The 23,724-nt window shown below is 67.3% G+C and carries 23 protein-coding genes; 13 read left to right on the plus strand and 10 right to left on the minus strand.

What is annotated here, in order from left to right; all coding sequences use genetic code 11:
• The first annotated feature begins 1 nt into the window (after window position 1).
• From tolB to ftsH, 5 genes are all read left to right on the plus strand, one after another.
• Entirely contained in the window at window positions 2–1,354 is a 1,353-nt protein-coding gene (gene tolB / locus PWS46_RS03905; RefSeq protein ID WP_109153566.1) for a Tol-Pal system beta propeller repeat protein TolB, read from the plus strand.
• Window positions 1,355–1,503: 149 nt separating this feature from the next.
• Window positions 1,504–1,974, plus strand: coding sequence for a peptidoglycan-associated lipoprotein Pal (gene pal / locus PWS46_RS03910; protein WP_085090629.1), 471 nt, complete (start codon window positions 1,504–1,506; stop codon window positions 1,972–1,974).
• 223 nt (window positions 1,975–2,197) lie between these two features.
• A complete protein-coding gene (ybgF, locus tag PWS46_RS03915; protein ID WP_434618312.1) occupies window positions 2,198–3,049 on the plus strand; it encodes a tol-pal system protein YbgF in 852 nt (283 codons plus the stop codon).
• Window positions 3,037–4,401, plus strand: coding sequence for a tRNA lysidine(34) synthetase TilS (gene tilS, locus PWS46_RS03920; protein ID WP_434618315.1), 1,365 nt, complete (start codon window positions 3,037–3,039; stop codon window positions 4,399–4,401). The genes ybgF and tilS overlap by 13 nt, the downstream gene beginning before the upstream one ends.
• 82 nt (window positions 4,402–4,483) lie before the next feature.
• Window positions 4,484–6,421: an ATP-dependent zinc metalloprotease FtsH gene (ftsH, locus tag PWS46_RS03925; protein ID WP_434618318.1), complete on the plus strand. Its 1,938-nt coding sequence runs from the start codon at window positions 4,484–4,486 to the stop codon at window positions 6,419–6,421.
• Window positions 6,422–6,520: 99 nt separating this feature from the next.
• On the opposite strand, the gene PWS46_RS03930 is transcribed toward ftsH, so the two are convergent.
• The gene (locus PWS46_RS03930; protein ID WP_434619892.1) at window positions 6,521–7,609 is read right to left on the minus strand and encodes a hypothetical protein; all 1,089 of its coding nucleotides are present in this window, start codon (window positions 7,607–7,609) and stop codon (window positions 6,521–6,523) included.
• Between the two features lie 210 nt (window positions 7,610–7,819).
• Window positions 7,820–8,668, minus strand: coding sequence for an enoyl-ACP reductase FabI (fabI, locus tag PWS46_RS03935; RefSeq protein ID WP_434618321.1), 849 nt, complete (start codon window positions 8,666–8,668; stop codon window positions 7,820–7,822).
• 118 nt (window positions 8,669–8,786) lie between these two features.
• Between fabI and PWS46_RS03940 the strand changes: the two genes are divergently transcribed.
• Complete coding sequence (locus tag PWS46_RS03940; protein WP_434618324.1) at window positions 8,787–10,142, plus strand: YihY family inner membrane protein; 1,356 nt, start codon at window positions 8,787–8,789, stop codon at window positions 10,140–10,142.
• 167 nt (window positions 10,143–10,309) lie between these two features.
• Here PWS46_RS03940 and PWS46_RS03945 read toward each other — a convergent pair whose 3' ends face one another.
• A complete protein-coding gene (locus PWS46_RS03945; RefSeq protein ID WP_434618327.1) occupies window positions 10,310–11,281 on the minus strand; it encodes a DnaJ C-terminal domain-containing protein in 972 nt (323 codons plus the stop codon).
• 63 nt (window positions 11,282–11,344) lie between these two features.
• Window positions 11,345–11,818 (minus strand): RT0821/Lpp0805 family surface protein, encoded by a 474-nt coding sequence (locus tag PWS46_RS03950; RefSeq protein ID WP_434618330.1) that lies wholly within the window; start codon window positions 11,816–11,818, stop codon window positions 11,345–11,347.
• A 189-nt stretch (window positions 11,819–12,007) separates the two neighbouring features.
• On the opposite strand from PWS46_RS03950, the gene pdxH reads away from it, so the two are divergent.
• The 5 genes from pdxH (at window position 12,008) to PWS46_RS03975 (ending at window position 17,538) form a co-directional block, all read left to right on the plus strand.
• Window positions 12,008–12,616, plus strand: coding sequence for a pyridoxamine 5'-phosphate oxidase (pdxH, locus tag PWS46_RS03955; RefSeq protein ID WP_434618333.1), 609 nt, complete (start codon window positions 12,008–12,010; stop codon window positions 12,614–12,616).
• 104 nt (window positions 12,617–12,720) lie between these two features.
• The gene (locus PWS46_RS03960; RefSeq protein ID WP_434618336.1) at window positions 12,721–13,644 is read left to right on the plus strand and encodes a cation diffusion facilitator family transporter; all 924 of its coding nucleotides are present in this window, start codon (window positions 12,721–12,723) and stop codon (window positions 13,642–13,644) included.
• Between the two features lie 247 nt (window positions 13,645–13,891).
• Window positions 13,892–15,283 (plus strand): methyl-accepting chemotaxis protein, encoded by a 1,392-nt coding sequence (locus PWS46_RS03965; protein ID WP_434618339.1) that lies wholly within the window; start codon window positions 13,892–13,894, stop codon window positions 15,281–15,283.
• Window positions 15,284–15,408: 125 nt separating this feature from the next.
• Window positions 15,409–16,521 (plus strand): hydrogenase formation protein HypD, encoded by a 1,113-nt coding sequence (hypD, locus tag PWS46_RS03970; protein WP_434618342.1) that lies wholly within the window; start codon window positions 15,409–15,411, stop codon window positions 16,519–16,521.
• 195 nt (window positions 16,522–16,716) lie between these two features.
• On the plus strand, window positions 16,717–17,538 hold the full coding sequence (locus tag PWS46_RS03975) for a universal stress protein (protein ID WP_434618345.1): 822 nt from the start codon (window positions 16,717–16,719) through the stop codon (window positions 17,536–17,538).
• Between the two features lie 45 nt (window positions 17,539–17,583).
• Here the strand turns inward: PWS46_RS03975 and PWS46_RS03980 are convergent, their stop codons facing one another.
• From PWS46_RS03980 to PWS46_RS04000, 5 genes are all read right to left on the minus strand, one after another.
• Window positions 17,584–19,269, minus strand: a complete 1,686-nt coding sequence (locus PWS46_RS03980) for a methyl-accepting chemotaxis protein (RefSeq protein WP_434618348.1) — start codon at window positions 19,267–19,269, stop codon at window positions 17,584–17,586.
• Window positions 19,270–19,593: 324 nt separating this feature from the next.
• Window positions 19,594–20,055 carry a GNAT family N-acetyltransferase gene (locus PWS46_RS03985; RefSeq protein ID WP_434618351.1) on the minus strand — a complete coding sequence of 154 codons (462 nt, stop codon included), beginning with the start codon at window positions 20,053–20,055 and terminating at the stop codon, window positions 19,594–19,596.
• 10 nt (window positions 20,056–20,065) lie between these two features.
• Window positions 20,066–20,476, minus strand: coding sequence for a hypothetical protein (locus PWS46_RS03990; protein ID WP_434618354.1), 411 nt, complete (start codon window positions 20,474–20,476; stop codon window positions 20,066–20,068).
• Between the two features lie 39 nt (window positions 20,477–20,515).
• The gene (locus tag PWS46_RS03995; protein WP_085088861.1) at window positions 20,516–20,935 is read right to left on the minus strand and encodes a hypothetical protein; all 420 of its coding nucleotides are present in this window, start codon (window positions 20,933–20,935) and stop codon (window positions 20,516–20,518) included.
• A gap of 115 nt (window positions 20,936–21,050) precedes the next feature.
• Window positions 21,051–21,563, minus strand: a complete 513-nt coding sequence (locus PWS46_RS04000) for a ferritin-like domain-containing protein (protein WP_434618357.1) — start codon at window positions 21,561–21,563, stop codon at window positions 21,051–21,053.
• A 139-nt stretch (window positions 21,564–21,702) separates the two neighbouring features.
• Here PWS46_RS04000 and PWS46_RS04005 point away from each other — a divergent pair, with 139 nt between their 5' ends.
• Both PWS46_RS04005 and PWS46_RS04010 read left to right on the plus strand, forming a co-directional pair.
• Window positions 21,703–21,957: a DUF6898 family protein gene (locus PWS46_RS04005; protein ID WP_434618360.1), complete on the plus strand. Its 255-nt coding sequence runs from the start codon at window positions 21,703–21,705 to the stop codon at window positions 21,955–21,957.
• A 401-nt stretch (window positions 21,958–22,358) separates the two neighbouring features.
• Window positions 22,359–22,817 carry a hypothetical protein gene (locus PWS46_RS04010; protein WP_434618363.1) on the plus strand — a complete coding sequence of 153 codons (459 nt, stop codon included), beginning with the start codon at window positions 22,359–22,361 and terminating at the stop codon, window positions 22,815–22,817.
• 242 nt (window positions 22,818–23,059) lie between these two features.
• On the opposite strand, the gene PWS46_RS04015 is transcribed toward PWS46_RS04010, so the two are convergent.
• Window positions 23,060–23,503, minus strand: coding sequence for a MucR family transcriptional regulator (locus tag PWS46_RS04015; protein WP_014247241.1), 444 nt, complete (start codon window positions 23,501–23,503; stop codon window positions 23,060–23,062).
• Window positions 23,504–23,724: the final 221 nt, after the last annotated feature.

The following is a 23,724-nucleotide window of genomic DNA, read 5'->3' on the forward strand; positions in this document are numbered from 1 at the left end:
CATGACGACGAAGACGAGGCTTCTGTTGAAGCTGGCCGGGGCCACCGGCGCGCTTCTCCTCTCCCTCGGCGTTGCCGCTCCGCAGGAGGCGCGCGCCGAGTTGCGCATCGACATCACGCGGGGCGTGTCCGAGCCGCTGCCCATCGCGATCACCAGCTTCGCCGGTGCGGGCGGACGCGATGCCCAGCTGGGCGCCGACATCTCCAAGGTGATCTCCGCCGACCTGGAGCGTTCCGGCCTGTTCAAGCCGCTGGACCCGCGCGGCTTCCTGCAGACGCCGGAACAGCTGCGCAGCGGTGAGCCGCGTTATCCGGACTGGAAGGCGCTGGGTGCCCAGGCCCTGGTCGCCGGCAACACCACGACGGGCGGCGACGGCCGCATGAAGGTGGATTTCCGCCTGTGGGACGTCGCGGCCGGCCAGTACATGCAGGGGCTGAGCTACAGCGCCTCGCCGCAGGAATGGCGCCGCATCGCCCACATCGTGGCCGACGCCATCTATAAGCGTCTGACCGGCGAGGACGGCTATTTCGACACGCGCATCGTCTATGTCGCCGAATCCGGCCCGGCGAACGCGCGCAAGAAGCAGCTGGCCATCATGGACCAGGACAGCGCCAACCACCAGTTCCTGACCGACGGCCAGACCCTGGTCCTGACGCCGCGCTTCTCGCCGACGTCCCAGGAAATCACGTACATGTCGTACTTCAACAAGAAGCCGCGCGTGTACCTGTTCAACATCGACACCGGCCGCCAGGAGGTCCTGGGCGACTTCCCCGGCATGACCTTCGCCCCGCGCTTCTCGCCCGACGGCAACAAGGTCATCATGTCGATGGCCCAGAACGGCAACACCGACATCTACACGCTGGACCTGCGCACCCGCCGCCAGACCCAGCTGACCGACGCGCCGGGCATCGACACCGGTCCCAGCTACTCCCCGGACGGCCAGAAGATCGTCTTCGAGTCGGATCGCGGCGGCACGCAGCAGCTCTATGTCATGGGCGCCGACGGGTCGGGTGTGAAGCGGCTGACCTTCGGCGAGGGCCGTTACGGCACCCCGGTGTGGTCGCCGCGCGGCGATCTGATCGCCTTCACGCGCCAGCGTGGTAGCAGCTTTGCAATCGGCGTAATCCGTCCGGATGGTACCGGGGAACGGATCCTGACCGAAGCCTTCCACGTCGAAGGGCCGACCTGGGCGCCCAACGGCCGTGTCCTCATGTTCTTCAAGGACTTGCCGACGGGCGACGGCCGTGGCCGCAATGCGAACCTGTACAGCATCGACATCACCGGCGCGAATGAGCGTCGCGTGAGCACCCCGGTCGGTGCGTCGGACCCCGCGTGGTCGCCCTTGATTCCCTAGTGGAGTAGTCCTATTTTGCGGCGGCGCGGGAGCAATGCTCAAGACAAAGGTCGGACGTCGTCTTTTCGTCGGGGATTGGCGAAAAGAAGCGGCTCTCGCGCAGACAAAATCCGGCCAATCAACAATTGTCGTTCAAGGGGTCCCTGAACATGCGTATGAAGTTCCTCGCCCTCGCCGCGGTCGCCCTGCTCGCCGCTTGCGAATCCACGCCGAACGACGCCGCCAACGGCGCCAACACCGGTGCCCAGCAGACCTCGGTCCGTCCGGGCTCGGCGGAAGATTTCGTCGTCAACGTCGGCGACCGCGTCTTCTTCGGCCTCGACCGCTTCGACCTGTCGCCGGAGGCTCGCGCCACCCTCGACCGTCAGGCCAAGTGGCTGCAGACCTACGGTTCGGTCACCGTCACCGTCGAGGGCCATGCCGACGAGCGCGGCACCCGCGAGTACAACCTGGCCCTGGGTGAGCGCCGCGCCAACTCGGTGAAGAACTACCTGGCTGCCAAGGGCATCCCGGCCGCCCGCGTCAACGTCGTGTCCTACGGCAAGGAGCGTCCGGCCGTGGTTGGCTCGAACGAGGCCGCCTGGTCGCAGAACCGCCGCGCCGTGACCGTCGTCAACTGATGACGCCGGTCCCCGGCTGACGGGGATTTGGAAAAAGGCGCCGCCGCCGGGCAACCGGGGCGGCGCCTTTTTCTTTTCGGCAGGTGGCAATTGCAAACGAGGCGGGTTCTTTGCGCCGGTGCGCAAGTTCTGCTAAACAGCGGCCATCGCGTCGCCTTTTTCGTTCGCCATGGTCGCCGTGGGTGTTCCCCCCGGCATCAGATCTCCTCAGGATCCCACGCGCATGACCAACATCCGTCCCGTCGCCGCCCTGCTGCTGGGTGGCATGCTCGCGGCAAGCCCCGCCCTGGCCCAGTCGAAGGGGCAGATCGAGCGGCTGCAATCGCTGGAAACCCAGGTAGCGGCGCTGGGCGGTCCGGTGGAGGTGGCGCAACTGTCGCCCTCCGTCGCCGCCGATTTCGAGATCCGGCTGCAGAACCTGGAACGCGCCATCCAGGACCTGACCGGCAAGTACGAGGAGTCGACCTATCAGGTCACCCAGCTGCGCGAACGCCTGGAGAAGGTGAACGCCGACGTCGATTTCCGCCTGAAGGAACTGGAGAAGGGCGGCGGGGCCACCGGCGGAGCGATGGGCGGCGCCATGGCCGATGCCACGCCGTCCAGGCCGTCGAAGGCTGCCGACGAGAAGAAGCCGGCCGACAAGCCGGCGCAGACCGCCGCGGCCAATCCGCCCTCGACCGCCGGCCTGTCGCCGGAAAAGCAGTATGAGCAGGCGTTCGAGCTGCTGCGCAACTCCGACTATGACCGGGCGGAGAAGGCGCTGCAGGAGTTCATCGCCAAGAACAAGTCGCATGCCTATGCCGGCAACGCGCAATATTGGCTGGGCGAGAGCTATTACGTCCGCAACCGCTACCCGGAGGCGGCCCAGGCCTTCGCCGAGGTGCTGTCCAAATACCGCAGCAACCCGAAGGCGGCGGACAGCCTGCTGAAGCTGGGCATGACCCTGCAGCAGATGAACAAGAAGTCGGATGCCTGCACCGCCTTCAACCAGCTGCTGACCAAGTTCCCCGAAGCCTCGGCCAGCGTGAAGCGCCGCGCCGATACGGAGCGCAAGCGCATCAATTGCCCGGCCTGATGGGCGGGGCCGGCGACTCCGATCCGGTATCGCGGGCGGAGTTCGCCCGTGCCATGGCGGCGCTGGGCGGGTTCGAACCGGCGCCGGTCGTCGCCGTCGGGCTTTCCGGCGGCGGCGACAGCATCGCGCTGGCTCTGCTGCTGCGGCATTGGGTCGCAGAGCGGGGCGGAAGCCTGCTGGCGCTGACCGTCGACCACGGCTTGCGGCCCGAATCGGCCGACGAGGCGGCGGCGGTCGGGCAGGCGATGGAGCGGCTCCGCGTGCCTCACCGCATCCTGCGCTGGGAGGGGGAGAAGCCGAGGGCCGGGTTGCAGGCGGCGGCGCGCGCGGCGCGGCACCGGCTGCTGGCCGAAGCCTGTGGCGAGGCCGGCATCCTGCATCTGGCTCTCGCCCACCATCGCGACGATCAGGCGGAGACGGTGCTGCTGCGGCTGGCCCGCGGCTCCGGCATCGACGGGCTGGCCGGGATGGCGGCGGTGCGCGCCGATGGGGCGGTGCGGGTGATCCGGCCGCTGCTCGGCTTTTCCCATGAACGGCTGCGGGCGACCTGCCGCGCCGAGGGTGTCGACTGGATCGAGGACCCGTCCAACCGCAATCCGCGCTTCGCCCGCGCCCGGCTGCGCGCGGCCGTCGATCTGCTGGGTGGAGAGGGGCTGGACAGCACCCGGTTGGGCGAGGTCGCCCGCCGCGCCGGACGGGCGCGGGCGGCGCTGGAACAGGCGACCGCCGGGCTGCTGGCCGAGGCGGCGACCATCCATCCGGAGGGCTGGATCACGCTTGATCCCTCGCCGCTGCTGGCCGCGCCGGCGGAGATCGCGCTGCGGGCGCTGGCCCAGGCGCTGAGCGCGGTCGGCGGGCCGGGCCATCCCGTGCGCGACGAGGCGCTGGAGCGACTGCTCGGTGCGCTGGCGGAGGGGCAGGGCGGGACCCTGGGCGGCTGCGTCGTGCGGCTGCGGCGGGGCACCGTCATGGTGGCGCGCGAGCCGGTCGCGGCAACGGAGCGGCTGAGCGTGCCGCCGGGCGGACGGGTGCTGTGGGACGGCCGCTTCGACCTGCGGGTGTCTCCGCGACATGGCAGGCCCGTCACGGTCGCGGCGCTGGGGGCGGCGGGCTGGCGCGAATGGGTGGCGCGGATGGCTCCGGAGAGGGTGCCGGACCTGCCGGTCCCGGTTCGGGAAACGCTGCCAAGCCTTTGGTCGGGAACGGATTTGCTTGGCGTACCGATGATCGGCGAACGATACGGGTACGACGCCGATGGACAGGACCGGATGGACCGCGCGATCTTCCGGCCGCTTTTGCCGTTGGGAAGACCAGCTTTTACGGTTGTTTCGGACCGGCGCGGCATTATTTAATCAGGGAACGTGCCCGTAGGAGTCCGGGGTGCGGCCTTGTCGGCGCACCGCATGGCGATGGGTTCGCAGAAAGGCGTGTGACGTGAACAATTTCGGCAAGAACCTCGCGCTCTGGATCATCATAGGGCTGCTGCTCGTGGCCCTGTTCAATCTGTTCCAGAGTTCTTCCACCCGCAGCCCGCAAACGACCGTTCCGTTCAGCGAGCTTCTCGCCGAAGTGGACCGGGGCCAGGTTGCAGACGTGACGATCAAGGGCAACCAGGTTTCGGGCCATTTCTCGGACGGCCGCTCCTTCAGCACCTATGTCCCGCCCGAAGCGGGTCTGGTGGAGCGCCTGACCAACAAGAATGTCCGGATCAATGCGGTCCCCGACGACAGCAACGTGCCGTCGCTGTTCTCGGTTCTGCTGTCCTGGTTCCCGATGCTTCTGCTGATCGGCGTCTGGATCTTCTTCATGCGCCAGATGCAGTCCGGCGGCGGCAAGGCGATGGGCTTCGGCAAGTCGCGGGCCCGCCTGCTGACCGAGAAGGTCGGGCGCGTGACCTTCGACGACGTCGCTGGCATCGACGAGGCCAAGCAGGAGCTGACGGAAATCGTCGAGTTCCTGAAGGACCCGCAGAAGTTCCAGCGGCTGGGCGGCAAGATCCCGAAGGGCTGCCTGCTCGTCGGCCCTCCCGGTACCGGTAAGACGCTGACCGCCCGTGCGGTGGCCGGCGAAGCCAATGTCCCGTTCTTCACCATTTCCGGTTCGGACTTCGTGGAGATGTTCGTCGGCGTCGGCGCCTCCCGCGTCCGCGACATGTTCGAACAGGGCAAGAAGAACGCTCCCTGCATCATCTTCATCGACGAGATCGACGCGGTCGGCCGCCATCGCGGCGCCGGCCTGGGCGGCGGCAACGACGAGCGTGAGCAGACCCTCAACCAGCTGCTGGTCGAGATGGACGGCTTCGAAGCGAACGAGGGGGTGATCCTGATCGCCGCGACCAACCGTCCGGACGTTCTCGATCCCGCTCTGCTGCGTCCGGGCCGTTTCGACCGTCAGGTCGTGGTGCCGAACCCCGACGTGCTGGGCCGCGAGAAGATCCTCAAGGTCCACATGCGGAAGGTCCCGCTGTCGCCGGACGTCGACGCCAAGGTCATCGCCCGCGGCACCCCCGGCTTCTCCGGCGCCGATCTGGCGAACCTCGTCAACGAGGCGGCGCTGCTGGCCGCCCGCATCGGCAAGCGCGTCGTCGGCATGGCAGAGTTCGAGGCCGCGAAGGACAAGGTCATGATGGGTGCGGAACGCCGCTCCATGGTGATGACCGAGGACGAGAAGAAGCTGACCGCCTACCACGAGGCCGGCCACGCCATCTGCGCCATCCACTGCGTCGACAGCGACCCGGTCCACAAGGCCACGATCATCCCGCGCGGTCGTGCGCTGGGCATGGTGATGCGCCTGCCGGAAGGCGACCGCATCAGCCTGTCGCAGGCCAAGCTGCTGGCCGACCTGACGGTGGCCATGGGCGGCCGCATCGCCGAAGAGCTGATCTTCGGCAAGGAGCGGGTGACCACCGGCGCCTCGGGCGACATCAAGATGGCGACCGAGATGTCGCGCCGCATGGTGACGGAGTGGGGCATGAGCGACAAGCTCGGCCCGCTGCTCTACGGCGAGCCGACGCAGGAGGTGTTCCTGGGCCATTCGGTGACCCAGCACAAGAACATGTCCGACCGCACCGCCCAGTTGGTCGACGAGGAAATCCGCCGCATCGTGGACGAGAGCTACGACCGCGCCCGGACCATCCTGACCGAGAACATCGACCAGCTGCACACCCTGGCCAAGGGCCTGCTGGAGTACGAGACGCTGAGCGGCGACGAGATCAACCGTCTGCTGCGCGGCGAGCCGATCCTGCGCGACGACGACCGCGAGACGATGCCCGTCCCGCCGCGTCCGACCACCGGCAGCGGCCGCCGGTCCTCCGTCCCGCCCAGCAGCGGGCAGGAGAGCGGCGGCATCGGTCCGGAACCGCAGGGCACTTGAGGGCTTTCAAGGGCTGACATGAAGAAGGCGGCGCTGCGAGGCGCCGCCTTTTTTGTTGGGAGAGTTTCTGAGGTGGAGAGCGCTTTGTCCTCCTGACCCTCAGAGCGCGCCCTTCTGTTCGCGGCGACGGTCCAGTGCGACGTCGAACTGGCGCAGCAGCTTCTGCATGCCCTCGAAGTACAGCTTGCGCGAGGGCGTGTTCTTCATGCAGCGGGCGTCCAGATGGGCGACGCTGGTCAGCGCCGAGACGCAGTAGCCGAGCAGCCAGTAGCGCGAGCGGATGCTGCGCAGGTAGTCGCGGAACGGCTCCGGCTGGCCGTTCATGAAGCTGCTGAAGGCGGTCTCGTAGTCCGACAGGATGGTGCGGATGTCGAGCAAAGTGGTTTCCAGCAGCTTGCCCACCTTCTCGATGTGCATCAGCAACTGGGTCTCGTAGGGCTTGTGCATGCGGATGTCGACCGGGATGCACTCGCGCGACTTCAGCCAGGTCAGGATGACGCGGGCGCGCGGGGCGATGCGGCGCAGCTGGTATTCGTAGAAGGTGGTGCCCTTCCAGGCGCTGAAGATGGTGTCGGCCTCCGACCGTTCGATGCCGAAGGCGGAGACGAACAGGCCGGCCTCTTCCAGATTGGGATTCCAGATGGCCTCGAGGAAGCGTTCGATGCTCTGGGCGTTGCCCTGGCTGCCGGACAGCGCCTTGCGAACGATCGGCTCGATGCGGGCGCGAATCAGGCGGCGGAGCTGGTGGTCCTCCTCGTTGGAGATCAGCCAATGGCGCGGATCGATGTTGACCTTTTCCGCCTCGAAACAGGTCTTCAGCAGGAAGGCGTCGAGCGACGGCACGTCGTCGATCATCGACAGCATCTTCATGTCGCCGATGATGCCGTTCTCTTGCGGACCGTGCTTGATGCCGAATTGCTCTTCCAGCAGCGTATCGCTGTTGCGGCCGCGCAGATAGACGGCGACGCCGCCGGATTCGGGCGACCTGGCGTTGTGCGGCACATAGATTCCGGTTTCGACAGGCCGGCTGCCGCCCTCCAGATCCTCATCCTCGGCGATGGGGTCGCCGCCGTCGTCTTCGCGGTCGTCGAAGTTCGGGTATTTGAACAGGATGCAGTTGTTCAGGCCCTGGGCCTTGAACATGCGCTGCTCTTCCGGAATCTCGCGCGTGATGGCGATGAGATTCATCGACACGCTGGATCCGCCATAGAGGATCTGCTCAAGGATCGGAGAAACCGAGTCCATTTTCTTGCGAGCGCGCATGAATATTACCCAAATCCGCGAATATTGCGCAAATCATAAACGCCGTTTTTGCAAACGCAAAGAGGGATCGGCGGACCGATCCCTCTCTTCATCATGCGATTGCGGGCGCCGTTCTCCGGCTCAACCGACCGGATTTCAGCCGGCCTTCGGCGTGCCGCCCAGCGAGCCCAGCAGGCTGGCGACCTCGGCCGCCTCGTCCACCGCGACCATGCCGACGGTGTGATAGCCGCTGTCGACATGCATCACCTCGCCGGTGACGCCGCTGCCCAGATCGGACATCAGGAACAGGCCGGCGCCGCCGACCTCCTGGATGGTGACGTTGCGCTTCAGCGGGGCGTTCAGCTCGTTCCACTTCAGGATATAGCGGAAGTCGCCGATGCCGCTGGCGGCCAGAGTCTTGATCGGACCGGCGGAGATGGCGTTGACACGGATGTTGCGGCCACCCAGATCGACGGCCAGGTAACGCACGCTGGCCTCCAGCGCCGCCTTGGCGACACCCATCACGTTGTAATGGGGCATGACGCGCTCGGCGCCGTAGTAGGATAGAGTGAGCAGGCTGCCGCCGTCCTTCATCAGCGGCACGGCGCGCTGCGCCACCGCGGTGAAGGAGTAGCAGGAGATGTCCATGGTGCGCAGGAAGTTGGCCCGCGTCGTGTCCAGGTACAGCCCGTCCAGCTCGTTCTTGTCGGAAAAGGCGATGGCATGAACCACGAAGTCCAGCTTGCCCCATTCCTGTTCGATGGCGGCGAAGGTCGCGTCGATGCTGGCCTCGTCCGTCACGTCGCAGGGCAGGACGAGCTTGGCGCCGACCTGCTCGGCCAGCGGCTTCACCCGCTTCAGCAGCGCATCGCCCTGATAGGTGAAGGCAAGCTCCGCCCCGTGCTGGGCCAGGGTGGAGGCGATCCCCCAGGCGATCGAACGATCGTTGGCCACGCCCATGATCAGGCCACGCTTGCCGGCCATGAGCGGCATCGGATTGGACATCGGAACCTCGTGAACGACGGATGTGCTGCGGGACGAGCCGCGAAAAGTGGGGCGCATCCTACACGAAAGCGCCCACCGGTCAAACCGACGCGGGTGGTCCCGCCGCAGGAGGCGCCGCATGGCTCACCCTAAGCACAGTGACGGGCGGGAGGAGGAGGAGCGCAGCCGCATCCTGTCCGGCCTGAGGGAGCTTGGCGGCTTCTTCGGCCATTCGATGCTGCGCTTCTACAACGACAACTGTTTCCAGACCGCGGCGGCGCTGACCTATACCTCGCTGCTGGCCATCGTGCCGATGATGACCATCGGCTTCGCCATCTTCTCCGCCTTCCCGGCATTCAGCGCGCTGCAACTGCGGATCCAGACGGCGCTCGTCAAGAATCTGGTGCCGGAGATCGGCGACGCGATCCTGGAATATCTCGGCCGCTTCATGGCGAACGCCGGGCAGATGCCGATCTTCGGCGTGATCGGGCTGGCGGTGTCGGCGGTGCTGCTGATCTGGACGATAGAGGGGTCCTTCGCCACCGTCTGGCGCGTGCGCGAACCGCGATCCTACGTGACCCGCATCCTGTCCTTCTGGGCGGTGGTGTCGCTGACCCCGCTGTTCGCCGGCGCCAGCCTGTCCCTGTCCAGCACGCTGTGGACCGCGCTGGAGGTGGCGCATCTGCAGGGCGTGGTCCATCCGCTGGCGGGAATCGGCATGCTGCTGCCGTTCGGGCTGCAACTGCTGGGCTGCACGCTGCTGTATCTGGTGATCCCGAATCGCGACGTGTTCTGGCTGGACGCGCTGTGCGGCGGCGCCATCGGCTCGATCCTGCTGGAAGGGTCGAAGGCGATCTTCGGCTGGTACATGCGCGAATATCCGGCCTACCAGACCATCTACGGCGCCCTGTCGGTGGTGCCGATCTTCCTGTTCTGGCTCTACATCGCCTGGTCGACGGTGCTGTTCGGCGCGGTGGTCGCCGCTTCCCTGCCGGAATGGCGCGCCGGAAAGGTCACCCGCGGCGGCATGGAGGGGCTGCTGCCGGCCCAGCGGCTGGCGCTGGCGCTGGCCGTCCTGCACGAACTGATGGAGGCCAGCCGGCTGGGGGTCGGCATGCGCCGGCGCACGCTGGTCGGCCGGGTGCCGGTGGGGACGCTGTTGATCGACGGCATCCTGGAGCAGCTGCGCGACGCCCATTGGGTTGCCCACACCACGCGCGACGCCTGGGTGGTCACCCGCGACATGGGCGAGGCGACGTTGCTGGAGCTGATGAAGGCGCTGGGCATCGGCATGCGCGGCTCCGTCCACGGGCTGGGCGGGCTGGACCTGCCGTGGCAGGAGCGCACCGCCCGCCTGCTGGACGCCGCCGAGGCCCGGCAGAGCGACCTGCTGAACGTGCCGCTGAAGAACCTTCTGAATGACGATCTGCCGCCGGAGGGGCAACCGATGGGGCAGGGGGCAGGGCCGGTGCCGCTGCGGGCGGTTAAGAAGTGACTCCCTCTCCCGCCCCGGGAGAGGGAAGGGGCCCAAGCATAGCTTGGGAAGGGTGAGGGGGGGCACGAAGCCATGCGCTTCGGGATTCTTGGATCACCCCTCACCCTCCCCACGCCTTCGGCGCGGGTCCCCTCCCTCTCCCGGGGCGGGAGAGGGCACCTATCCCTCTACTCCAGCCCGGCCTTCTTGCGGACGTCGTAGCTGCGGGTCTTGGCCCATTGCTCGACGAACTTGACCAGTTCGGCGTCGGGCGGGTCGGGCAGGACAACCTTCAGCTTCACATACTGGTCGCCGGGCTGCTTGGTGGCCTGATTGACCACGCCCTTGCCGCGCAGACGCAGGACCGAGCCGGTGTTGGCGCCGGGCGGAACCTTCACCGCCACCTTGCCGCTGATCGTCGGGACGTTGACGGTGGCGCCCAGAACCGCCTCGTTCAGGGTGATCGGCACCTCGACATGGATGTCGCTGTCCTGCCGGGTGAAGTAGGGGTGCGATTCGACATGCACCTCGACGATGGCGTCGCCGTTGGGCATGCCGCCCATGCCGGGCAGGCCCTGGCCCTTCAGGCGCAGCTTCGTCTCGTTCTCCGTCCCGGGCGGGATGGCGACGTCGATGCTCTTGCCGTTGGACAGGTTGATCCGGCGCTTCGACCCGTTCGCCGCCTCGACGAAGGGGACGGTGACGGAATAGGAGATATCGCTGCCCCGCACCCGCGGCCCGGTGGAGCCGCCGGTTCCCGCACCCGCTCCGGCCCCCGCGCCCGGGCCGCCGGGGCGGCGCCGGCCGCCGCCGAACAGGTCGGAGAACCAGTCGTCGCCGCCGCCGAAGAAGGTGTCGTCGGCCGTGCTGCTGTAGGCCCGGCCGCGGCTGCCGGATGAGCGGCCGCGCGAGCCGAAGCCCGCGTGCCGTTCCTGCCCCGACGGGTCGATCTCGCCACGGTCGTAGCGGGCGCGCTTCTCGGCATCCGACAGCAGCGTGTAGGCGGCCGAGATTTCCTTGAACCGTTCCTCGTTGGCGGCGTCGCCCGGCTTCAGGTCCGGGTGATGCTGCTTGGCGAGCTTGCGGTATGCCTTCTTGATGTCGTCGGCACTGGCGGACCGGCTGACGCCGAGAACGCTGTAGGGATCGCGCGTAGCCACGGGCAGAGGGTTCCCGCCCCAGGGGGGCTCAGAGGTTGCGAGTGCGGGGTGCTGGTCGGCGAGTTACGAGTTGCCGATGATCTTCCACGTACCGTCGGCCTGTTTGCAAGCGGTTCCGTACGCCTGCTCCGTCCGGCCCTTCACGACGATGGTCTGCTGGAACTCGCGGCAATAGGTGCCGGCGCTGCTGTAGCCGTCGCGGGTGGTGACGATCGTCCCGGAATTGCCCGACTGCGGGTTGTTCCAGTTGATGCGGTCGCCGATCGGGGCGGCGTAGGCCTGACGGGCCGCGGTCTCGGCATAGCCGGCGTCGGCGCGGTCGAGCGAGCTGCCGATCTCCTTGCCGATGAAGGCGCCGAGCAGGGTGCCGACGCCGGTCGCCACCAGCTTGCCGGTTCCGCCGCCGATCTGCGAGCCGATCAGGCCGCCGGCGACCGCGCCGCCCGCCGTGCCGATCGTTTCCTTCTGGCCACCCAGCTGGCAGCCGGCCAGCAGGCCGGCGACGATCATGGCCGGAACGACTTTCTTCACGAACATCCTTGCGCCTCGAAAAGGTTGGTTGCCGCGGCACCTTATCGGTGGCTTCGCGGTGGACAGTGATATAAGCGACCCTATGCTTGCTGTGAATTGTGATGAGGCTGTGACCCTTACGCTTTTGCACGGAATCCAGCTCGCGCTCCCCCGGCCGGCCGGCGGCGCGGGCCCTATCGATACAGGACCACAGGCATGACGGACAGCACCGACCGCGACCCCTACGACCTCTTCGCCGAATGGATGAAGGAGGCGGAGCAGAGCGAACCGAACGATCCCAACGCCATGGCGCTCGCCACCGCCGACGCCAACGGCATCCCGTCGGTGCGGATGGTTCTGCTGAAGGGGATCGATCCGCGCGGTTTCGTCTTCTACACCAACACCGAAAGCCGGAAAGGCGCCCAGCTGCTGGCGAATCGGAACGCCGCCCTTTGCTTCCATTGGAAGAGCCTGCGCCGTCAGGTGCGGGTGGAGGGGCCGGTGGAGGTCGTCACCGATGCCGAGGCCGACGCCTATTTCGAAAGCCGCCCGCGCGAAAGCCGCATCGGCGCCTGGGCCTCGCTGCAGTCGCGCCCGCTGGAGGGGCGGTGGGAGCTGGAGAAGCGCGTGGCCCAGTTCGCCGCCAAATACGCCATCGGCACCGTGCCGCGGCCGCCGCACTGGACCGGCTTCCGCGTGCTGCCGTCGCGGATCGAATTCTGGCGCGACCGCCCGTTCCGCCTGCATGACCGGCTGGTCTTCCTGCGCGCCGAGGGGACCGACGGCACGCAGACGGGTTGGACCACCGAGCATCTTTATCCGTAAACCGGGGCGCCGCAGGCACACGCCGGCCGTAAGCGACCCGTAAGGATGGGCCGCTACGGTCGCGCGCCGGCCGGGGCGGCCGGACAAATCGATGGGGGGGAGCATTGAGCGACAGTGCGCAAGACGCGGCATCGGCGGACCGGCTGCGCCGCTATGCCACCTATGCCAGCGTGTCGGTGGCTTCCACCCTGATCGCGGCGAAGCTGGCCGCCTATCTGCTGACCGAATCGGTCAGCATCCTGTCGTCGCTGATCGATTCCTGCACCGACCTGATGGCGTCGGTGGTGACGCTGCTGGGGGTGCGCCACGCCCTGCGCCCGGCCGATGCCAACCACCGCTTCGGTCACGGCAAGGCGGAGGCGCTGGCCGCGCTCGCCCAGGCGGCCTTCATCGGCGGCTCCGCGGTGCTGTTGAGCATCGAGGCGGTGCGGCGGCTGATCCGGCCGGAGCCGATCACCGAAGGCACGATGGGCATCGCCGTGATGCTGCTGTCGATCGTGCTGACCGCCGGGCTCATCACCTTCCAGCGCCGGGTGCAGTCGGCCACCGGCTCCGTCGCCATCGGGGCGGATCGGCTGCACTATTCCGGCGACCTGCTGATGAACAGCGCGGTCATCGTCGCCATCCTGCTGACCGAGGCGACTGGGCTGACGGTGGTCGATCCGCTGTTCGGCATCGGCATCGCCCTGTTCCTGCTGAACGGCGCCCGCGGCGTGGCGCGCGACGCGCTGGACGTGCTGATGGACCGCGAACTGGCCGAGGAGGAGCGCGGGCGCATCGTCGAACTGGCGCGGGCCGAGCCCGGGGTGCGCGGCCTGCATGACCTGCGCACGCGCAATGCCGGCACCGGCTGTTTCATCGAACTGCATCTGGAACTGGATGGCGACCTGAGCCTGACCGCCGCGCACGAGATCGCCGACCGGGTGGAGCGGCGGCTGCAGGAGGCCTTCGCGAATTCCGACGTCATCGTTCACCAGGAGCCGGCCGGGCTGGCCGACGAACGGCTTGATCATCGGATCGCCGGCTGAAGCACCGGTGGTTGTGGGCGGTGCAGCCGGCGATACGGGGCCGTAGTGCGGGATAACCCGCATTTCGCGTCGGGCGAGGGGTATCGCACAATCGCCGGGCGTGTCCTCCCCTTAGGGTATCCTACCAAAGGACAGGGGTGCCTGGCATCAAACCGGCACCCCGTTCGTTGCGAATCTGTATCAAAAGCGCAATAATAGTTCTTGGGAGAAAGCGCTCGGCTACAAAACAGCAAGAATGGTGGACAAGATGGATGGTGGCTTTGGGCTTCGTCCGCATCTGATCGCGGACATTGCGCAGGAAGCAGGCAATCTCGGAATCGAGATCGCGGATATCGCCGGCCATATCGAGGATGTGAACGCCCGCGTCACCCACCAGTCGGAGGTGTTCACGCAACTGCGCGACACCGGCGCCAAGATGTCGCGCAGCACGCAGCGTATTTCGGAGGCGTCGGCCGTCGCGCGCTCGGTCACCGAGCAGGCGCGGCAGGAGGTCGACAGCTCCCACGACCGGGTGCAGCAGTCGCTGTCCGACATCCATGCGCTGGTGTCGTCGGTGACGGGGATCGAGGGGCAGATCGCCGGGCTGCGCGAGGCGCTGGACCGCGTCGGCAAGGTCGCCAAGGAGATCTTCACCATCGCCAAGCAGACCAACCTGCTGGCACTGAACGCCACCATCGAGGCCGCCCGCGCCGGGGAGGCCGGGCGCGGCTTCGCCGTGGTGGCGAACGAGGTGAAGTCGCTGTCCACCAAGACCAGCGAGGCGACGACGGAAATCGACTCGACGCTGAAGGTGCTGAACGAGCAGGCCCAGCGCCTGATGGCGGAAAGCGCGGCCAGCGCCGCCAAGGCCCGCGCGGTCAGCGAGGGCACCACCGCGATCGGCACGGTGATCGAGACGGTCGGCCGCGCCATGCGCGAACTGAACGGCGAGACCGACAAGATCGACGCCGCCTCCGCCGAGATCGGCGGCAACTGCGGCGAGCTGGAGCGCGAGATCACCGATCTGGCGGCGGGCGTGAAGCTGTCCAGCGACAATCTGGCGCAGGCGCGCGACCGGGTGAACAATCTGGTCGGCATGAGCGAGCGTCTGATCGGCATCACCGCCGAACTGAACATCGAGACGGTCGATACCCCCTTCATCGCCGCGGTCAAGGATGCCGCCGCCAAGGTGTCCGCCGCCTTCGAGGACGCGCTGGCCCGCGGCGACATCAATGAATCCGACCTGTTCGACCGCAATTACCAGCCGATCGCCGGATCGGACCCGCAGCAGATGCTGACCCGCTACACCCAGCTGTGCGACCGCGTGCTGCCGGGAATCCAGGAACCGGTGCTGGCGGCCAACAGCCGCATCGTCTTCTGCGTGGCGATCGACGAGAACGGCTATCTGCCCACCCACAACCGCCAGTTCAGCCAGCCGCAGGGCCGTGACCCGGTGTGGAACGCCGCCAACTGCCGCAACCGCCGCATCTTCAACGACCGCGTCGGTCTGGCCGCCGGGCGCAACACCAAGCCCTTCCTGCTGCAGACCTATCGGCGCGACATGGGCGGCGGGAAATACACCCTGATGAAGGACGTCTCCGCCCCCGTCACCGTCCGCGGCCGCCATTGGGGCGGGCTGCGGCTGGCCTACAAGGTGTAGCGGCACGCGCAACGCGTACGGCCAGGCTCACGGCCAAGCGAACGGAAAGCCGAACTTCCCTCTTGATCCGTATCAACGCATACGATCAGCCTTGCGGGTGAAATGGCGGGGCAGAGGGAGCGACCATGAAATATGTCGATGAGTTCCGCGATCCGGTGCTTGCCCGCAACGTCGCCGCCGCCATCGCGCGGGAGGTGCGGGCTGACCGCTCCTATCACCTGATGGAGTTCTGCGGCGGCCACACCCACGCCATCTCCCGCTATGGCATTCCCGACCTGCTGCCGGACAATGTGCGCATGATCCACGGGCCGGGCTGCCCGGTCTGCGTCCTGCCGGTCGGGCGGATCGACGACGCCATCGCGCTGGCCCGCCGGCCGGAGGTGACGCTGTGCACCTACGGCGACGTCATGCGGGTACCGGGGTCGGGGCGGCTCAGCCTGCTGAAGGCCAAGGCGCAGGGCGCCGACGTGCGCATGGTGGTGTCGGCCGACGCGGCGGTGCGCATCGCCGCTGAGAACCCCGACCGGCAGGTGGTGTTCCTCGCCATCGGCTTCGAGACGACGACTCCGCCCACCGCGCTGGCGGTGCGGGCGGCGGCGGCGCAGGGGCTGACCAACTTCTCCGTCTTCTGCAATCATGTGCTCACCCCCTCGGCCATCCAGGGCATTTTGGCGGGGGCGGACGAGGGGCTGTCGCTCGACGGGTTCGTCGGGCCGGCCCATGTCTCCGTCGTCATCGGGTCGGAAGCCTACGCCCCCGCCGCGGTCGAACACGGCAAGCCGGTGGTGATCTCCGGGTTCGAGCCGCTGGACGTGCTGCAATCCATCCTGATGCTGGTCCGCCAGATCAACGACGGGCGGGCGGAGGTGGAGAACCAGTTCACCCGCGCCGTCACCGCCGACGGCAACCGCAAGGCCCAGGCGCTGGTGCTGGAGATCTTCGAGACCCGGCCGAGCTTCGAATGGCGCGGCCTGGGCAGCATCCCGCACAGCGGGCTGAAGCTGCGCGAGGCCTATGCCGCCTTCGACGCCGAGCGGCGCTTTCCCATCGCCGGGGCCAGCGTGCCCGACCACAAGGGCTGCGATTGCGGCGCCATCCTGCGCGGGGTGAAACGGCCGGTCGACTGCAAGCTGTTCGACACCGTCTGCACCCCGGAAAACCCGATGGGGTCCTGCATGGTCTCGGCCGAAGGCGCCTGCGCGGCGCACTACACCTATGGACGGTTCCGCGACGCCTGACCGCCGCCGGGCGATGCGTCTCAGCCGTTGCGACCTTTCACCGCAGGCTGGACGATGGCTGCTGGACGAACGCCGCGCGGTTAAACATGATGCATATGAAACAATCCGTTGGGCCGGCCATCCACCCCATGGCATCGGCCCCACGGAAAACGGCAGACGTCGCAAGACTTCGCACTTCATACCGGGAGGACCCGCATGACCTACAAGCATATCCTCGTCCATCTCGACAGCAGCCCGCATGTCGAGGCGCGACTCGACGCCGCCATCGCGCTGGCGCAGAGCCACGGCGCCTTCCTGCGCGGTCTGTTCGCGCAGGGCGACCGCAACGCCAGCAGCGTGATCGCCCGCCGGTCCAGCGACCATCTGGTCGAGGCGGCGGCGCGCAGCGAGGCGCTGTTCAACGAGAAGCTCGCCGCGTCCGGCCTGCAGGGCCATTGGCACGGTCTGACCCACGGCGAATACAACCACGTGATCCGCGAGGTCATCATCTGGTCGCGCTTCGCCGACCTGACGGTGCTGGGCCAGTATGACCGCGAGGCCGGATCGCAGGCCGCGCCGGAGGAACTGAACGAGCAGGTGGTGCTGAACTCCGGCCGCCCGGTGCTGGTCGTCCCCTATGCCGGCCGCTTCCCGGTGATCGGCAAGCGCGTCGCCGTCGCCTGGAATGCGGAGCGCGAGGCCGCCCGCGCCCTGTCCGACGCCATGCCGATGCTGGAGAAGGCATCCGAGGTAACGGTCATCACCGTGTTGACCCAGGCCTCGAACGCCGCGCCGGAAGCGCCGCGGGTCGGGCTGCTCGACCATCTCGCCTTCCATGGCGTGAAGGCGGAACAGACCCACTTCACGGTCAACGACATCGGCGCGATGGACGCCCTGCTGGCCCGTGCCATGGACACCGGCGCCGACCTGCTGGTGATGGGCGCCCACGGCCATTACGGCTTCCCGTTCCTGCATCGCGGCAGCGGGACGCGCCACGTCCTGCGCACCTGCCCGGTGCCGCTGCTGCTGTCGCACTGAGGCATTGCGGGGGGAGGGGCAAAACTCCTCCCCCCAATTCTCCCCTCACGCCGCCTTCACCCCGCTCAGGAAGCTCTCCACCTCCTGACGCAGGCGGGTCGATTCGGTGCTGAGGTGGTCGGCGACGCTGCGGACCTCGCCGGCGGCGCGGCCGGTGTCGCCGGCCGCGCGGGTGACGCCGACGATGTTGCTGGTCACCTGCTGGGTGCCCTGGGCCGCTTCCTGGACGTTGCGGCTGATTTCCTGGGTCGCCGCGCTCTGCTGTTCCACCGCCGAGGCGATGGTCGCCGAGATCTGGCTGATCTCCGTGATGATTCGGCCGATCTCCTCGATGGCGGAAACCGCCTCGCGGGTCGCGCCTTGGATGGTGGCGATCTGGCCGGTGATATCCTCCGTGGCCTTCGCCGTCTGGTTGGCCAGGCTCTTCACCTCGCTCGCCACCACCGCGAAGCCCTTGCCCGCTTCGCCGGCGCGCGCCGCCTCGATCGTGGCGTTGAGCGCCAGCAGGTTGGTCTGCGCCGCGATGTTGTTGATGAGGTCCACCACCTCGCCGATCTTCTGCGCGCCGTCGGCAAGTCCGGAGACGACGCCGTTGGCCCGGCTGGCGCCGCTGACCGCCTGTTCGGCGACGCGGGTCGACTGCGAGACCTGACGGCCGATCTCGGCGATGGAGGAGGACAGTTCCTCCGCCGCGGCGGCGACGGTCTGGACGTTGGCGGAGGCCTGCTCGGCGGCCGACGCGACCGTGGTGCTCTGCCGGTTGGTCTCGTCGGCGGTGCTGGTCAGCATGCCGGCCGACTGCTGCATCTGGGTCGCCGCCCCCGACAGGCTCTGCACCACCGCGGTAACATTGCCTTCGAAGCTGCGCATCAGCTCCTCCAACCGGGCGGCGCGGCGGGCCTTGGCTTCTTCCTCGGCGCGCTGGGCGGTTGCGAGGCTGTCGGCCTCGATGGCCTTGCGCTTGAAGACATCCATGGCTTCGGCCATGGCGCCGACCTCGTCCTTGCGCCCGACGCCCGGGACCTCGACCGTCCGTTCGCCGCCGGCCAGACGGCCCATGGCGGCGGTCATGGCGACGATGGGCGAGGCGATGGCCCCGCGCAGCACCATTCCGGCGGTCACGGCGACCAGAACGGAAACCAGCGCGCCGACGATGGCGGTGAGATAGCCGGCCGAGAAGGCGGCCTTCTGTTCGTCCTTGCGCAGGGTCAGCAGCGCCCGCTCGGTGTCTTCGATCTGCGTGACCAACGCGCGGATACTGTCCATCGAGGCCTTGCCCAGCGCCTTCGCTTCCATCGCGCGGGCTTCCTCGCGCGATTCGGCCTTGGACATCAGGGCGATTTCCTTTTCCGCCACGGTCTGGCGCCAGGTGGCGGCGTGTTTGCGCAGTTCTTCCAGCCGGGCCTGCTGCTGCGGGTTGTTGGAGGTCAGCGACTTCACCTCCGCCAGGGCGCGGTCGAACGCCTGTTCACCCTTGCGATAGGGCTCCAGGAATGCCTGGTCGCCGCTGACCAGATAGCCGCGCAGTCCGGTCTCCTGGTCGACCATCGCCGCCAGCACCGCGTCGGTGGTCTGGATCACGCGGTAGGTGTGGATCGTCCAGCCGATGGAGGATTGGATGGACGACAGCGTGGTGTAGTTGGCAAGGCTGATCGCACCGATGATGACGATCAGGGTGCCGAATGCCGTCAACAGCTTTCCGCCGATGCGGAGATTGGTGAACCAGGACATGTCTTGCGCCTCATGTGACCGGACGAGCTCGATTCTTGCGGACTGCCGCCTCGCCTTGCGGAGGTGCGCTTGATCGGGGGGCACCCAAGCCGTTCCGATGCAGCCATTCGGCAAGGCAGGAAAATCGACTTCGATCATAGAAAATTTCACGCATGGCGAAATCTTCCGTCCGCCACATAAGGCCTATACCTGCCTTGCAAACAAAGCGTTAACGGCGCAAGGTTGTTCTACCGATGGTAACTGAATGGAGCGCCGCAATTGCCGCCGCGCGCATGCGGCTTCGCGACGCAGCAACCTGTGCGTATCGGATGGCCGCTTTTGCGGTCAGCGACGCAGGCGCATGTCGATGTGCGGAATGCCGAAGTCGTCGTAGGGTTCGGTGACCCGAGCAAAGCCGAAGCTGCCGTAAAAGCGCTCCAGATAGAGCTGTGCGCCGATCAGCACGTCGCGGTCGGGCCAGCGTTCCGCCAGCACCGCCAGCGATTCCGCGACCAATGCGCGGCCCAACCCGGTGGAGCGTTGCGACGGGTCCACCGCCAGCCGGCCGAAGGAAACCGGCGCGTCGGCATCTTCGCCATCCGGCTCAAGGCAGCGGGCGCAGCCGACGATGGCGCCGGTGCCGTCCCTCGCGATCAGGTGAAGCGCGCCGGGGTCGCGGCCGTCGATGTCGGGATAGGGGCAGGCCTGCTCGACCACGAACACGCGGCTGCGCAAGGCCAGCAGGTCGTGCAGATCGGTCAGCGACAGGGCGTCGAAAGCGACGCGGCGGATCGGCGGAGGGAACATCCTGGGCGGCTCAGGCGATCGCGTTGCGGATCATGTAGTCGGCGATGTCCTTGGGCTTGACCTTGACCTCGGTCAGCGGCTCGTCGGCGGTCATCGCCTTGGCGACCAGCAGGCTGTTCTGTACGTTGGTCAGGGTGATGCGGTAGACGCCGGCGGCGCCCTTCAGGCGCGGGTAATAGGTGGGGTCGATCACCTTCTCGCGCCGGCCCAGCCGGGCCAGCGCGCCGTCCTCGTCCAGATCCTCGACCTGTTTGGACTGCACCAGCTTCCAGTCGGATTCGCCACCCCAGCCGGCGGCGACGGCGGCCTTCGCCGCGGCCTCGTCCTCCGCGACTCCCAGCTTGTAGATGTGCTTACCCTGGCCGACGTCGGACGCCCATTTGGTCAGGGCGGCGCTGCGCGCGACATAGACGACGGGCATGACGACTCGATCCTCCCGGCACAGGCTGGTGGAGTTGGGTTATTGCAGCGACGACTGGCGGGCGATGGGCGTGATCAGGATGCGGCTGACGACGTCCTTGCCGAACATCGCGATCACCGATTCGTCGATCCGGCGGCGCAGAGCGGGGACGTTCGCGATGTTGCCGCGGACGATCCAACCCTCGTCGATGCCCTTGTAGATGGCGGTCAGGATGGCGTCGTGCAGGCGGGGGATGCTCAACTGCACCTCGCCCAGCTTCAGCGCGTCGCCGATTTCCAGGTTCACTTCGACCTGGGTGTATTTCTCGATCCGGCCGGCATTCACCACCGGGACCATCAGCGGCTTGATCCGCACCGACGGCGGCAGGGCGCCCGGCGCCCCTTCGTTCGCGGCGGCCGGCAGCGCCGACGGCAGGGTCAGGAACAGGGCAAGGCAGAGGGCAGGCAGAAAGCCGCGCATGACAGACACCGCGAAGGACCGGATGGCTGGGATGCTACCGGTCCGACGCGGCGGTTGCAACCGCCGCCCGGGTCTTTTGCCGGCCCGGGGGCGATTGGTCACGGTCTGGCTGGGATCAGGCGGCCTTCCTGCCGCCGGCGGTCATCGCCTTCTTGTTGATGTCGCCGATCGCCAGCTTGTTCAGCAGGGAGTCGGTGTCCTTTTCCTCCTGCAGCGTCTCGTCCAGCAGCTTGGCGACCTTGTCGAGGCCGCAGGCGGTGGCGTAGGCGTGGAGCGTGCCGTAGCTGGCGATCTCGTAATGCTCCACCTTCTGGGCGGCGGCGAGCAGGGCGGCGTCCTGCACCTCGGGCGCCAGACCCATCTCCAGGATTTCCTGCGCCTCGCTGATCAGCCCCTCCATCGCGTCGCAATGCTTGCCGCGGGGGCGGGTGTCCAGTTCCTCGAACACCTGCTGCAGCCGCTCGATCTGGCCGTTGGTCTGTTCCAGATGGGTCTCGAAAGCCTTGCGCAGCTGGTCGGAGCTGACGGCCCTGGCCATCTTGGGCAGGGCCTTCGCGATCTGCTTCTCGGCGTGGTAGATGTCGCGAAGATCCTCGATCAGCAGATCCTGCATCGTCTTGGCGGCCATTATGATGGTCCTTCCTCGCTGTGGGTGTTGGCGGAGCGGGGCTCCTGCGCGCCGAATGGCAGCGGGAACAACAGCGGCGGCCACCGGGCGTTGCGGTCTCGAACGGAGATCGGCCTTCGGACAGGGGAGGGGATGGGTCATGACGGCAGCGGGCGGCGACGGCGAGGTGCTGTTCGAGTTCCAGCGGGTCGGCAGCTATCTGAGGGTCACCGCCATCGACGCGAAGACGGGCGTCGAGGTGACGGTGGCCGGCCCGGCGACCGGCAGCCAGGAACTGCTGAAGCGGACGGCGATCAACAAGCTGCGCTTCGTCCAGAACAAGAACGCGGAAGGCGGAAGCCCGGCCGGTGGTGCGGGCAGGCCGGGACCGAAGGGGCGCGGCGGCCTCTACTGACCAGCCGCCGGAGCCTGCCAAAGAAAACGCGCCGCCGGACGGGGCCGGGCGGCGCGGATCGAAGTCTGGCTTTTGCTGATGGTGAGCGCCGGCATGCCTCCGCCGGCAACCCCGCAGGGGACATGGCCGCAATGGACATGGCCCAAGGCCGGATCGCCGGTCGTAGAGCGAACCGCTCGACCCAGACAGTAGACCTATGCCTGCCCGTTGGCACTGGCGCAGGGGGTGTAACGCTTGTAGAACCGCGCATCTCTGAACGAATGGCGCATAGAAATGGCCCTTCTCCCGTGCCGTCGGGGCGGGTAAGCGAAGAAAGGTTCCGGCCGTTCTCCGGCCGGCTTTCGGACAGAGGAACGAATCACCAGGGGATCGAGGCCATGTTTGGTGTGAGGGCGCTTCGTGTGACGGCTTTCCTGCGCGTGTCGGTGATGTCGGCGGTCTTGACGGCAACCGCCCTGTCGGCGGCCCTTCCGGTGCTGGCCACCGCGCGGACGGCAACCGCCGCGACCTCGCAGAAGCCGGGCCATGGGACGCAGGATCATGGGGGACGGACTGCCGCGCCCGCCGCCCCGTCGCCCGGCACGCCGGCCGGCGGGTCGGCATCGACGGCGCTCCAGCCCACCAGTCCGGCGGCGGGCTGCCTGAAGCCGGGTGTGCCGCTGTGCATGGACGACCAGTCGACCTTCCTCAGCGCCGACAAGATGTCGTCCTGTCAGGGTGAGGTGAAGGAGTATGTCGACAAGTCGATGGCCTACCTGACCTGCCTGAACGAAGAGAATGTGGCGACCGGGCGGGAACTGGGTCGCAATGTCGATCGGTTCAACTGCCGCCTGTCAGGCCGCAAGGGCTGCGCCAACTGAGCCTGGGGCCGTCTGGGGGCGATCGGGGCGGCGCCGCCCGGGACCATGGCCGCCGGGATGCGGCAGGACGGCTGCGATGTTGGCTTTGGTCGGTCTACCGCAACTTGCGAGTGTGGACGGCTTGCAAAGCTTCAATCAATCCGATGGTTTCGCCGCTATTTCCAACGCTTTGCCATCGTTCTGACATGCACACGGGCCGCATCCCATGGGACCGGCCCGCGCTGCATACGGACTTTACGCGATCAGCCGGCCTTGCGGCGGGTCTGGCGGCCGGAGCTGCGGCCGAGGCCGATGCGCTTGGCGAATTCCGAACGCTGGGCGGCATAGTTCGGCGCGACCATCGGATAGTCGGGCGGAAGTCCCCAGCGGGCGCGATACTCGTCCGGCGACATGTTGTAGGTGGAGCGAAGGTGCCGCTTCAGCATCTTCAGCTTCTTCCCGTCTTCCAGGCAGACGATGTATTCGGGCGTCACCGACTTGCGAATCGGAACGGCAGGCTTCAGCGGTTCCGCCGCGACCTCGCGCGGCTGACCATTCAGGCCAGTCAGCGACGAGTAGACCGTATTGATCACATCGGGGATTTGCTGAGCAGGCAACACGTTCTTGCTGACATACGCCGATACGATGTCGGCGGTCATCCGCAGCAGCGCATTGTCCGGTACATCGGCGCGAAGCTGGTCGCTCATTGCACTGTGTCCTGGTTTTTCATTTGTCCGTACGAACCAAGTTGCATACCGTGATTTGGGTGTCAATATAATTTCGGCAAGCTTCAAATTAGTTGCTCTTGGCTGCCAGAACAAAGGAGCGCGGTGCAAATCAGCCTTCGCTGAAAATCGTTGCGCGGTTGTGGCTGTGCCGCGGCTTTTGCGGCGGTCTAGTAAGCCGGGGCTTGTGATTTTCCGCCGAG

The organism is Azospirillum sp. B2RO_4 (assembly GCF_051124815.1).
Taxonomy (GTDB): Bacteria; Pseudomonadota; Alphaproteobacteria; order Azospirillales; family Azospirillaceae; genus Azospirillum.

What these genes read in the sequence shown, in the direction of transcription:
- PWS46_RS04015 (WP_014247241.1), bottom strand. Translation starts at nt 23,503, where the DNA reads ATGAGCGACCAGCTTCGCGCCGATGTACCGGACAATGCGCTGCTGCGG.
- tolB (WP_109153566.1), top strand. Translation starts at nt 2, where the DNA reads ATGACGACGAAGACGAGGCTTCTGTTGAAGCTGGCCGGGGCCACCGGC.
- PWS46_RS04005 (WP_434618360.1), top strand. Translation starts at nt 21,703, where the DNA reads ATGACGGCAGCGGGCGGCGACGGCGAGGTGCTGTTCGAGTTCCAGCGG.
- PWS46_RS03940 (WP_434618324.1), top strand. Translation starts at nt 8,787, where the DNA reads ATGGCTCACCCTAAGCACAGTGACGGGCGGGAGGAGGAGGAGCGCAGC.
- PWS46_RS03980 (WP_434618348.1), bottom strand. Translation starts at nt 19,269, where the DNA reads ATGTCCTGGTTCACCAATCTCCGCATCGGCGGAAAGCTGTTGACGGCA.
- PWS46_RS04000 (WP_434618357.1), bottom strand. Translation starts at nt 21,563, where the DNA reads ATGGCCGCCAAGACGATGCAGGATCTGCTGATCGAGGATCTTCGCGAC.
- ybgF (WP_434618312.1), top strand. Translation starts at nt 2,198, where the DNA reads ATGACCAACATCCGTCCCGTCGCCGCCCTGCTGCTGGGTGGCATGCTC.
- PWS46_RS03930 (WP_434619892.1), bottom strand. Translation starts at nt 7,609, where the DNA reads ATGAATCTCATCGCCATCACGCGCGAGATTCCGGAAGAGCAGCGCATG.
- pdxH (WP_434618333.1), top strand. Translation starts at nt 12,008, where the DNA reads ATGACGGACAGCACCGACCGCGACCCCTACGACCTCTTCGCCGAATGG.
- PWS46_RS03990 (WP_434618354.1), bottom strand. Translation starts at nt 20,476, where the DNA reads ATGCCCGTCGTCTATGTCGCGCGCAGCGCCGCCCTGACCAAATGGGCG.
- pal (WP_085090629.1), top strand. Translation starts at nt 1,504, where the DNA reads ATGCGTATGAAGTTCCTCGCCCTCGCCGCGGTCGCCCTGCTCGCCGCT.
- PWS46_RS03995 (WP_085088861.1), bottom strand. Translation starts at nt 20,935, where the DNA reads ATGCGCGGCTTTCTGCCTGCCCTCTGCCTTGCCCTGTTCCTGACCCTG.
- PWS46_RS03985 (WP_434618351.1), bottom strand. Translation starts at nt 20,055, where the DNA reads ATGTTCCCTCCGCCGATCCGCCGCGTCGCTTTCGACGCCCTGTCGCTG.
- PWS46_RS03950 (WP_434618330.1), bottom strand. Translation starts at nt 11,818, where the DNA reads ATGTTCGTGAAGAAAGTCGTTCCGGCCATGATCGTCGCCGGCCTGCTG.
- PWS46_RS03965 (WP_434618339.1), top strand. Translation starts at nt 13,892, where the DNA reads ATGGATGGTGGCTTTGGGCTTCGTCCGCATCTGATCGCGGACATTGCG.
- hypD (WP_434618342.1), top strand. Translation starts at nt 15,409, where the DNA reads ATGAAATATGTCGATGAGTTCCGCGATCCGGTGCTTGCCCGCAACGTC.
- PWS46_RS03975 (WP_434618345.1), top strand. Translation starts at nt 16,717, where the DNA reads ATGACCTACAAGCATATCCTCGTCCATCTCGACAGCAGCCCGCATGTC.
- fabI (WP_434618321.1), bottom strand. Translation starts at nt 8,668, where the DNA reads ATGTCCAATCCGATGCCGCTCATGGCCGGCAAGCGTGGCCTGATCATG.